This window comes from Fibrisoma limi BUZ 3 (assembly GCF_000296815.2).
Taxonomy (GTDB): Bacteria; Bacteroidota; Bacteroidia; order Cytophagales; family Spirosomataceae; genus Fibrisoma; species Fibrisoma limi.
In genome coordinates, this window is the sequence record NZ_CAIT01000004.1 from 696,579 (window position 1) to 707,555 (window position 10,977).

Sequence of the window (10,977 nt, forward strand, 5' to 3'; positions counted from 1 at the left end):
AAGGGTACGGCTAATTCTTTCCTCCGTTCCTCCTTTTCTCCTTCATTTCTACAGGCCCGCTAAAAACGCCATGGTGTCGATTCCATCAGGGTAGTCGGTCAGGCCGGGGCGCTGGGTTTGCCCGAAAGCGACGCTGCCCGGGTACCAGCCCGTGCCGTCGCCCCGGTCGGCCGACGCAACGACCTGAATCTTGTCGGCGCGTTCGGTCAGGAGCGCCGTTACATCATCCGTCGTCTGGTACGTCTGGTAATACACGACCGAGATCGGCGACACCAGACCCGGGTTCTCCGTCAGCAACAGAAAGCCGTTGTCGAAGTGGGGCACCTGGTTAACCAGGTAGATTGACTTGTTGTAGTCGTAGTTATTCAGGTACTTATGATGATTCAGGAAGTCAGGCAACTGGGGTTCGAGGGTTTGCAATAAACCCGTGAAATTATAATCGTCCGGAACCAGCAGCGTAGAAATATTACGGCATCCCAGGCCGAAGTAATCCAGCAGGTCGTGGCCCAGTTTTTCGAACTCCGGTTGCCCTTCGGCACCCATCAACAGACCCACGGAAGTGCGGTTTCTGCGGATTACATGCGGTTTTTTGGCAAAATAGTACTCAAAGTACCGGGCGGTATTATCGCTGCCGGTAGCAATGTAAGCTTCGGCCGCATTCAGCCGTTCGGCCACCTCAATGTACGCCGAAAAAGCCGGATTTATCTCCTTTATTTTTTGTATTAAATATTGAATTAGTACAAAATCTTGGGAGCTCAATTTAGCCAGCACTTTGTGTCCGCTGACGAGTATACAAAGCAGATCGTGAAAACCAACCGCCGGTATATTGCCCGCCATAACCACCCCCACGACCCGGGGAACGACCGGTGTATCTGTGCCAGACTGGTCGGTATAAGAATGAGCCCAGGGAAGTAATTTGTCGGCCGCGAGGAATTCATCGGCAATTGCCTGAAGAGCACTTAGCGAATTGTTGGGAGTAAACCAGTTGTTTTTCTGATGAGCCTGGTGGGCAAGTTCAGTCAATTCAGATTGCGCGCCGGGCGAACGCAGAAAGTCACCCAACGCCACGAACGTTTGCAGTCGTTCTGATTGCAGCATGTATTCGATAAAAGATGAGTACTCAGATAGGAACCTCTAAAATTTATTTTTAGTTTGGCGCCAACCTTTAAATAATTATATTTGTTGTTCAATCTAAAGATAACTGATTTTACAGCCATAAAATTGTATCGCTCATGGCAATCATGATCACCGACGAGTGCATCAACTGTGGTGCCTGCGAACCGGAATGCCCGAATACCGCTATTTATGAAGGCGGTGTTGAATGGACATGGGGGGGAGGAACTGAACTGACAGAAGTTGACTTTGGCGATGGTACGGTGGTCAGTGGTAAAGCACCACAGTCGCCCGTATCAAACGAATTTTACTACATCGTGTCAGATAAATGTACTGAGTGCGTGGGTTTTCACGAAGAACCTCAGTGCGCGGCCGTCTGCCCCGTCGATTGTTGCATTCCCGATCCGGACCATGTTGAGGATGAGGAAACGTTACTAGCCAAGAAAGCCTGGTTACACGCCGAAGCGTAAGCAACCATACGTATACAGAACAAAAAGCCCGACCTGCGCAGGTCGGGCTTTTTGTTTTAGCTCTTTACCGAGCTAACGATACTAAACAATTTCAGAGAAGTTATGTTTTTAAGCATTTCGATTAAATTTTGAGAAAAATTCAAAAAAGTAGCTTTGTTTTTATGCTATTTACAATGAAAAATTATAATAAATGATGAAAAATAGGTTTTTGGCGTAACTTCCTATTGCTCATATAATATTTTGTGATAAAATTTGTGACAATATTATAGTAGGTAATTTTACAGCAAAACAGAATATTATTATGAGAAAAATTCTTTTACTTGTTGGTTGTTCTATTGCAGCATATGTGGGAAAAGCACAAGATTCAACGGCAATAGCCGTTAAAACGACGGCTTCTACGGCTTCACAGACTGCTGCGCCGGATGCTGAGCCAGTTAGCACCGGTAAATTCACGTTTTCTGGATATTTAGATACCTACTATTTCGGGAATTTCAATAATCCAAAGAGTCAGTCAAACCTGGGTCTAAATGGGGAGGGGTTCGGTAATGCGCGGGCATTTGATCAGAAGGCCGGTCAGTTTGGCATCGGTCTGGTGCAGGCCAAGGCCTTATATACGTCTGATAAAGTAGACGCTGTATTTGATCTGGCGTTTGGTCCGTTTGCTGATCTGGGTAACTACGGGAACAACGTTGGTTTTCTGGGGGCCGGCTCAACGTCACTGGCGATCAAACAGGCATTTGTTACCCTGAAGGCTACGCCGAAACTCTCGTTCACCGCCGGTCAGTTTGGTACGCACATCGGTTATGAGGTAATCGACGCGCCGGTGAACTACAATTATTCTTTATCCAACTTATTCAATAACGGACCGTTCTATCACATCGGTTTGAAAGGCCAGTACAACTTCAGCGACAAGGTATACCTGATGTTGGGCGTGGTTAACAACGTCGATAACATTTTCGACAACAACAAGCGGAAAGGCCTGATCGGTCAGTTGTTCTTCTCGCCGGTATCGGGCTTGAATGTGTATCTGAACGGAATCGTTTCCAACGAATCGTCTCCTGACTCGCTGGGGAACACACCCGACGGCAGCTACTCGCTGTTCGACCTGACTACTACGTATCAGATCAGCTCTAAATTCTTCCTGGGCCTGAACGCGGCCGTCGGTTCGCAGAAAGGTGACTTCCAGGGCTACGGTGGGCCTGTTACGGCAAAGAGCTGGAGCGGTATTGCGTTGTACAGTAACTACGCCTTCACCGACAAGTTCGGCCTGGGCATCCGCTACGAAATCTTCGACAACAAGAGTGGCGTTCGGGCACTGACCGATGCCGCTGGCAACGGAGCCAGTGTGAACTCAATCACCATCACCGGCAACATCACGGCCGCTGAGGGACACGTACTGCTCAAGCCTGAATTCCGGCTCGATAGCTACTCAGCCAATAAATTCCAGAAAAACGACGGCTCGCTGACTAAATCGCAGGCGACGCTGGGTATGGCTGCCATCTTCAAGTTTTAACACGTTTTCGTAACCTAACCTACACATTTAAACCTAATTCAAGTACAACAAAAACCTCTTTAGCATTATGCAAAAGCCTAATTACGTACCCCTTGTTCTCCTGCTGGCCGTTGCCATACTGGGCATTATACCCGGCTTCAACGCTGTGCCTACCCAGATCGTTACGGAAGGCATTAACTCGGGCGATACCGCCTGGATGCTCGTGGCGACAGCTCTTGTCTTGTTGATGACCCCAGGCCTGGCCTACTTCTACGGCGGGATGGTGAACAACAAAAACGTTATCTCGACCATGCTGCAGAGCTTCATTGCCATGGGAGTGATCAGCATACTTTGGGTGGTGGTAGGTTTTAGCCTGGCGTTCGGCGATACTATCGGCGGATTTGTTGGTAACCCAGGTACGTTCTTCATGTTCAAGGGCGTACTGGACGGTAAGCCGTGGTCATTGGCGGCTACCATTCCACTGGTTGTCTTCGCTTTCTTCCAGCTTAAGTTCGCTGTCATTACGCCTGCCCTCGTAACGGGGTCAATGGCCGAGCGGATCAACTTCCGATCGTACGTGCTGTTCATGATTCTGTTCAGCCTGTTCGTATACGCTCCGCTGGCCCACTGGACCTGGCATCCGGAAGGGTTCCTCTTTAAGCTGGGTGTGCTTGACTTTGCCGGTGGTACGGTCGTACACATGTCGGCGGGTTGGGCGGCTCTGGCGGGCGCGTTGTATCTGAAGCGCCGGAAGTCGCACCTGGAAGCGAATTACTTCCCGCCTGCCAATATTCCGTTCGTTCTGCTTGGTACGGGTCTGCTGTGGTTCGGCTGGTTTGGTTTCAACGCTGGTTCGGCTGTGGGTGCTTCTCCGCTGGCGGCTTCGGCATTCGCTACGACAAACACGGCCGCTGCGGCTGCGGGTCTGGCCTGGGTATTGTTCGATGCAGCTAAAGGTAAGAAAGTATCGGCCCTTGGTTTCTGTATCGGTGCTGTTGTAGGTCTGGTGGCCATTACGCCCGCTGCTGGTTTCGTAACGGTTCCGACGTCAATCTTTATCGGTACAATTGCCGCGATCACCAGTAACTACATCGCTCACCTGCGCACAAAATCAACGCTGGACGATACGCTGGACGTATTCCCCTGCCACGGCGTAGGCGGTATGGTTGGTATGGTCATGACGGGTATCTTCGCATCGAAGGGTGTTAACTCGGCCGTTGTTGATGAAGGTCTGGCTTTCGGAGTAACGAAGCTGTTCACTACGCACATGCTGGCCCTGGTTATCGTATCGGCCTTTGCGTTCGGTATGTCGCTGCTGCTGCTGAAAGTAACCGACCTGATCCTGCCGCTGCGTGTGTCTGAAGAAGATGAAAAAGTTGGTCTGGATGTCAGCCAGCATGACGAATTCCTGATCGAAGGATAAGAGCTCACGACAGAGCCACAGGCACCTGCTTAGCCTATTTGGGTCGGCAGCCTAACTGTGGTTTTGTTGTACTCAGGAAGCCGTTCGCCTTTGGCGGGCGGTTTCTTTTATTTTTACCGGTCTACTCCTTATCGAACTGTGCCCGTTTGTTTTGGGCCGCCATCCGGACAATCTGGGCTATCCGCGTTTGCCGGGTTTCGGAGCGCCTAGCGTTGTTGAGCCACTCCAGTATCCCTCGCTTTACTGACTTGGGAAACCCCTCGAAATACTGCCGGGCGGTTGAGTTTTCGGCAAAGGCTGCTTCCAGGTCTGCGGGGACCGTCAGGTCTTCCACCTCATCAAGCTTGGTCCAGGAGCCGTCTTGTTTCGCCTGTTCAATCTTCGTTAGGCCCGCTTCGGTCATCAGGCCGCCGGCAATCAGCTTGTCGATCCGCTGTTTATTTACCCGCGACCAGCCACTTTTGGGCTTTCGCGGGGTAAACAATTGCTTGAACCGCTCGTCGTCGAGCTTGTTGGGCACACTGTCAATCCAGCCAAAACACAGCGCTTCTTCAACGGCTTCGTCGTAGGACACCCGTGGTTTTCCGCTATTTTTTTTAAAGGAAACAAGCCAGATGCCCGACGACGTAGCGTGGTTGGCCTGTAGCCAGTCGCGCCATTCCTGTCGGCTCTGCGCAGAAAACTCGGGAAGTTGCTGATTCGATTTTGCCATTACTGAGTAAGAATAGTGGAGCAAACGTACCAAAATGCGCTGAAGTAGGAGATCGTAGCCGTCATCGCCGGTGCTACGGCCGTTTCCTTATTTTCGGGGGACTTGCCAGCCAATTTACGGCGAAATACGTTAAGCCAGAGATCAATCCAAACAACACACTCAACGCTTAAATTGACGTACAGCATGAACACTGGCGAACAGACGAACACGTACGAAAAAAAAGATCCACAGGAAAAATATCCTCAGCCTCCTTATCCGGAGCAGCAGCAGGAAGTTCCCGGCACGGAAGCAGCGATGCAACCCCAGGCCGATCATGGCGAAACGTCGTATCGGGGATCGGGCAAGCTGACGGGCCGAAAAGCCATCATTACAGGAGGAGATTCGGGTATTGGCCGGGCCGTAGCGATTGCCTTTGCGCGGGAAGGTGCCGATGTGCTGATTGCTTACCTGAACGAAGATCAGGATGCGCAGGAAACAGCTAAGTACGTTAAGGAGGCCGGCCGAAAAGCGGTTCTGGTACCGGGCGATGTTGGTGATGAAGCTCACTGCCGGCAGATTATTCAAAAGGCGATCGATGAGTTTGGCCAGATCGATATTCTGGTGAATAACGCAGCCTTTCAGATGTCGCGGGAGTCGTTGCAGGAGGTGTCTACTGAGGAGTGGGACCATACCTTCAGGACGAATATCTACGCCATGTTTTATCTTTGCAAAGCGGCCGAACCCCATTTAAAGCCGGGCAGTACAGTTGTCAACACGACATCGATAAACGCCTACAAGCCGCGTCCAACGCTAATTGCCTATGCGGCTACCAAAGCGGCTATCCAGAACTTTACGGCGAATATGGGCCAGCTATGGGCTGAGAAAGGCATCCGGGTCAACTGCGTTGCGCCGGGACCCATCTGGACTCCGCTCATTCCGTCGACTATGCCGCCGGATCAGGTAAAATCGTTTGGACATGACGTACCCCTGAAACGGGCCGGACAGCCCGCCGAACTAGCGCCGATCTATGTGCTGTTAGCTTCCGAAGATTCGAGCTACATGACCGGTAGTACGGTGCAGGTGACGGGTGGCTCGCCGACCATATAACGATAACGCTTACCACATAACAACCGGCCATTGTATGTACAGTGGCCGGTTGTTATGCGTAAATTGCTAAGCGAATACGGGCGATACGTCCTGATAAATACGTACCAACTACCGTAACGGCCTGCCTGGGTACGTCGAAGTCCTGAATACCCACTCGTATCCGGCAACGGTCTTCGTGCATAAGCCCGAGGGCATAGAAGTAACTTCGGTAAGGAAATTTAACGTTTCCGGCTTTTTGAAAATCAGACTCCGTTGCCACGTAAAGATGCCGATCCGCCGGCGCAACGCCGACTACCTGCCGAAGGAATTTGTGAAACTCAAAATTGAACGGAGTCTGATGAACCATAGTGCTTACGCTGATCTATGGCCGCGTCGGCTTATTTCTTAGCGTTGAAAAACTGATACGTACCGAACAGGAAATCGTTGATACCGGCCGTATGGTCTTTACCCGGCAGGGGGATAAACTCAACGTTTGTTGCCCCCCGTTTGCGCATGGCCTCGTAGGCGTCTACTGAGTTAAAATAGAACACCTGCTGGTCGGCATCGCCGTGGTAGAGCTGTGTGGGTGTGCGAGGCTTCCAGTCGTAGATGTCATTGTCTTTCACGGCGTTGATAAATTGCGTATCCGTACCGTCGTTTATCCCCTTGCGGAATGAATCCGTAACGGCTTCGTTGAAACTAACCGGAATATTGCTGCCGAAAGGATCTTTCTGCACGGCCGCGGCATATGGCTCTTTGAGGTAATAGGTTAACGGCCGGTTCAGCTTGTAGACCTGGTTGATTGTCGCTAATACCATCGTGTACAGGCCATTGTAATAAGGATTTCCGTGCGTTTTCTGATTAAGCAGATACGTCATGAACGCCGATGAGTGGTAGGCCCCGGCTCCGCAGCTCGATGCCACCAGATTAAATTCGGTACCGGTTTCTTCCTCGATTTTCTTTTGCAGCGCCATGGTCGCAAAGCCACCCAGCGAATAGCCGGCAACGAACAGCTTCTCGTTCCAGTTAACTTTTTCCTGCCGTAGAAACTCCCGGGCGGCCCGGATCATATCCAGCGATGAGGAAGCCAGCGAAGCTCGGTGCTGATAGGGATGCGGCAGGTTCTTCGACTCGCCGTAGCCGATAAAGTCGGGCAGAACCATAATGTAGCCGTTGGAGCCCAGCAACGCACCGGAAAAATAGGTTTCGCTGCCCGTACCGTTGTAGGAAGGGGCCTGGTCGTCGGTCCGGATGGTGCCGTGCTGTTCGCTGATCATCGGAAAGCTCAGGTTCTTATCCGTGGCCACAGGAACAACCACCGCACCCGAAGCCTGAATGTCGGAACCATCCACGTTTTTGGTCTTGTACACCAGTTTGTACACCTTGATGGAGTGGTTCAGCAGAAACGTAATGAGCTGACCACCATCTGTGCCCGCAAACCGCTGCGCCAACTCGGTGCGTGTGTATTCGCCGAGCAGGCTGCTGCTGACAAGATACTGATTGGTCGGATTAGGCTGCGGATCGGGTTCAGTAGTGCTGCTCTGGCAACTGGCCAGCCACACCGACCAGATGAACACAAACGCAAAGCGAGAGGTAGAACGACGTGAAATCATACTGAGTAGTGGAAAGAGGGATTAGTGTACTGTCAGTAAAACGAAGGCACTCGGCTAATCAATATAGCGTATTCCGGATGAATAACCAATGAATTACACGAGAATGTCAGCTTCTTCAACTTCAACCAGACTGTCGGCGTTGACGGCCAGCAGCCGGATGCGTTTGGTTTCGTTGATCAGCAGCGGATCGTATTTGGCAACCACCCGAACGTAGTTCTCCGTAAAGCCCTGCATGTGGCCGTCGGCAATGTCTTCTTCGAACAGGACGGTGGCCTCGCGGCCCAGTTGTGACTCGTAAAAGGCCCGGCGCTTCTTATCCGACAGAATGTGCAGCATCTTCGACCGCTCGGCCCGTACATGGCCGGGTACCACCGGTTTGATGCTGAGTGCGTAGGTGTTTGGCCGTTCGGAATAGGTAAATACGTGGAGGTATGATACCGGCAGCTCAGTCAGAAACTGGTACGTTTCTTTGAACAGTTCGTCGGTTTCGCCCGGATGACCCACAATGACATCTACGCCGATGCAGGCATGCGGCATCAGCTCCTTGATTTTAGCGACGCGATCGGCGTAGAGTTCGCGTTTGTAGCGACGGCGCATCAGGCCCAGTACCTTGTTGCTGCCCGATTGCAGCGGTACGTGAAAATGCGGCACAAACCGTTTGGATTGAGCAACGAACGCAATGATCTCGTCGGTCAGCAGGTTTGGTTCGATCGACGAAATCCGGAATCGTTCGATACCGTCAACTTCGTCCAGCGCCTGAATCAGGTCGAGGAATGTTTCCTTCTGGTGTAGTATCTCCCCGCTGCCATCTACATGGCCAAAATCGCCGATGTTGACGCCGGTCAGAACAATCTCCTTAACCCCCCGTTCCGCAATGTCATGCGCGGCCCGGACCACGTTGGCGATCGTATCGGAGCGGCTTTTGCCCCGGGCGAGCGGAATGGTGCAGTAGGAGCAGGGGTAATCGCAGCCGTCCTGCACCTTCAGAAACGTCCGGGTGCGGTCGTTCAGCGAATAGGAGGCATGGTACTCGATGGCTTCTTCGATGGGCGAGTTAAATACCCGGGCCGACTCGCCGGCGGGCTGCTTATCAAACGTCCCGATCAGTTCGTGCAGCCGAAACTTCTCTGCCGCACCCAAAACCGCGTCGACGCCCGGAATCTGGGCAATTTCCTGCGGCTTCAGTTGCGCGTAGCAACCCAGAATCGCTACGTAGCCATCAGGATTGATCTTCTGCGCTTCGCGGACAATCTTCCGGCATTTCTTGTCGGCATTGTCTGTCACGGAGCAGGTATTAATAATAAAAACGTCGGGCTGCTCATTGAATTCTACCCGCTCGTGCCCCTGCTCTTCAAGGAGCCTGGCCAGTGTGGATGTTTCGGAGAAATTCAGTTTGCAGCCGAGAGTATAAAAAGCAACTTTCTTCATGATTAACAGTCCCTTACCTGGTCCCGAAGGGCGGTAGAGCATCCTGCAAAGGTACAAAAAAATAGACGGCTCGGTTCCGTTTTGAGGCTATCGGCACCGAGGAAGGCAGGTTTCAAAAAATAAATCTATGGGGCAGAAAAATAATATTTAAGCCTAATCGAGGATTGAAAAGCAAAATAATCTGACCAAAAAGTAGATCAATGCCATAAAACTGCCTTAATTCCGAAAATAGTCGCGTTCCAAACAAACGGAGCTATAAATTGTAAATTACAAACGAAAATTAGGAATATTTTGCAAATATGCAATTAAAAGTAGGTTAAGGGCCTAAGGGCTGCTATAATTTTTTGGACTGTATTATATATTTGTTAGGAAATCATCGTACTTATCTGTTCCATACAATTTTATTTACGTACACCTATGGCAAAAGCTAAGTTGGAGTATATCTGGCTTGACGGTTATAAGCCCACCCAGAGCCTGCGCTCGAAAACCAAGATTGTAAGTGATTTTTCCGGTGAACTGGCAGACTGCGAAATGTGGTCATTCGACGGTTCATCAACTGAGCAGGCTCCGGGCGGTTCGTCAGACTGTCTGCTGAAGCCGGTGTTCATCGTGCCTGATCCGCAGCGTAAGAATGGATACCTGGTTATGTGCGAAGTGCTGAACGCCGACGGAACACCCCACGAGTCGAACGGTCGCGCTACGATTGAAGATGACGACAATGATTTCTGGTTTGGTTTCGAGCAGGAGTACTTCCTCTACAGCCGCGAAACCAACAAGCCGCTGGGCTTCCCCGCCGAAGGTGAACCGGCTCCTCAGGGACCGTACTACTGCTCAGTTGGTGCTAACCACGCGTTTGGTCGGGAAATCATTGAAGAGCACCTGGATGCCTGCCTCGAAGCTGGTCTGAACGTAGAAGGTATCAACGCGGAGGTTGCCCCGGGTCAGTGGGAATTCCAGATTTTTGCCAAAGGTGCCCAACAGGCCGGTGACCAGATCTGGGTAGCCCGTTACCTGCTGGAGCGTATCGGTGAGAAATACGGTGTCTGGATCAACTGGCACTGCAAGCCGCTGGGTACGGATGCTGACTGGAACGGATCGGGTATGCACGCCAATTTCTCGAACTCGACCCTGCGTACGGCTGGTAAGAAAGAAATTTACGATACGATCTGCGAAGCCTTCGCGCCGGTGGTTAAAGAACACATCGACGTGTATGGCGCTGATAACCACCTGCGTCTGACGGGTAAGCATGAAACCCAGTCAATCGACCAGTTCTCCTACGGCGTATCTGACCGGGGCGCTTCGATCCGGATTCCCATTGCTACCGTTGAGCGCGGCTGGAAAGGCTGGCTCGAAGATCGCCGTCCGAACTCAGCGGCTGATCCGTATAAAGTAGCAGCCCGGATCATCAAGACGGTTAAATCAGCAAACGTACTGCAGGAAGCCTAAGCGTTTCGCACACGTTTATAATCAGAAGCGGCTCAGGTGACTGAGCCGCTTTTTTGTTGGTTACTAGATACCCACTCTGAAACGCCGGTGGGGCAAAGTTCATACCAAGTTAACCAACCTATGTTGATAAAAGCCAAATTACTGAAGAACGGGCGTAGCTAGCCGGAATTGCGGGTTATCGAACCAGACTCCCCCCTTTTGGCATGTATTTTGAG

The 10,977-nt window shown here is 51.4% G+C and carries 10 protein-coding genes; 5 read left to right on the forward strand and 5 right to left on the reverse strand.

Features of this window, described 5'->3' with window-relative positions:
- Positions 1–48: 48 nt before the first annotated feature.
- Positions 49–1,098, reverse strand: a complete 1,050-nt coding sequence (locus BN8_RS03430) for an acyl-CoA reductase (protein WP_009280397.1) — start codon at positions 1,096–1,098, stop codon at positions 49–51.
- A 134-nt stretch (positions 1,099–1,232) separates the two neighbouring features.
- Here BN8_RS03430 and BN8_RS03435 point away from each other — a divergent pair, with 134 nt between their 5' ends.
- From BN8_RS03435 to BN8_RS03445, 3 genes are all read left to right on the forward strand, one after another.
- Positions 1,233–1,583 (forward strand): 4Fe-4S dicluster domain-containing protein, encoded by a 351-nt coding sequence (locus BN8_RS03435; protein WP_009280398.1) that lies wholly within the window; start codon positions 1,233–1,235, stop codon positions 1,581–1,583.
- A 301-nt stretch (positions 1,584–1,884) separates the two neighbouring features.
- Entirely contained in the window at positions 1,885–3,096 is a 1,212-nt protein-coding gene (locus BN8_RS03440) for a porin (RefSeq protein WP_009280399.1), read from the forward strand.
- Positions 3,097–3,163: 67 nt separating this feature from the next.
- The gene (locus BN8_RS03445; protein ID WP_009280400.1) at positions 3,164–4,498 is read left to right on the forward strand and encodes an ammonium transporter; all 1,335 of its coding nucleotides are present in this window, start codon (positions 3,164–3,166) and stop codon (positions 4,496–4,498) included.
- A 121-nt stretch (positions 4,499–4,619) separates the two neighbouring features.
- Here BN8_RS03445 and BN8_RS03450 read toward each other — a convergent pair whose 3' ends face one another.
- The gene (locus BN8_RS03450) at positions 4,620–5,210 is read right to left on the reverse strand and encodes a YdeI/OmpD-associated family protein (protein WP_009280401.1); all 591 of its coding nucleotides are present in this window, start codon (positions 5,208–5,210) and stop codon (positions 4,620–4,622) included.
- Between the two features lie 183 nt (positions 5,211–5,393).
- Between BN8_RS03450 and BN8_RS03455 the strand changes: the two genes are divergently transcribed.
- Positions 5,394–6,296, forward strand: a complete 903-nt coding sequence (locus tag BN8_RS03455; protein WP_009280402.1) for an SDR family oxidoreductase — start codon at positions 5,394–5,396, stop codon at positions 6,294–6,296.
- A gap of 52 nt (positions 6,297–6,348) precedes the next feature.
- Here the strand turns inward: BN8_RS03455 and BN8_RS03460 are convergent, their stop codons facing one another.
- The 3 genes from BN8_RS03460 to mtaB form a co-directional block, all read right to left on the reverse strand.
- On the reverse strand, positions 6,349–6,642 hold the full coding sequence (locus BN8_RS03460; protein WP_009280403.1) for a hypothetical protein: 294 nt from the start codon (positions 6,640–6,642) through the stop codon (positions 6,349–6,351).
- Positions 6,643–6,673: 31 nt separating this feature from the next.
- A complete protein-coding gene (locus BN8_RS03465; protein ID WP_009280404.1) occupies positions 6,674–7,888 on the reverse strand; it encodes an alpha/beta hydrolase family protein in 1,215 nt (404 codons plus the stop codon).
- A gap of 93 nt (positions 7,889–7,981) precedes the next feature.
- Positions 7,982–9,316: a tRNA (N(6)-L-threonylcarbamoyladenosine(37)-C(2))-methylthiotransferase MtaB gene (gene mtaB, locus BN8_RS03470; protein WP_040005300.1), complete on the reverse strand. Its 1,335-nt coding sequence runs from the start codon at positions 9,314–9,316 to the stop codon at positions 7,982–7,984.
- A gap of 417 nt (positions 9,317–9,733) precedes the next feature.
- Here mtaB and BN8_RS03475 point away from each other — a divergent pair, with 417 nt between their 5' ends.
- On the forward strand, positions 9,734–10,762 hold the full coding sequence (locus BN8_RS03475; RefSeq protein ID WP_009280406.1) for a glutamine synthetase beta-grasp domain-containing protein: 1,029 nt from the start codon (positions 9,734–9,736) through the stop codon (positions 10,760–10,762).
- The last annotated feature ends 215 nt before the right edge of the window (positions 10,763–10,977 follow it).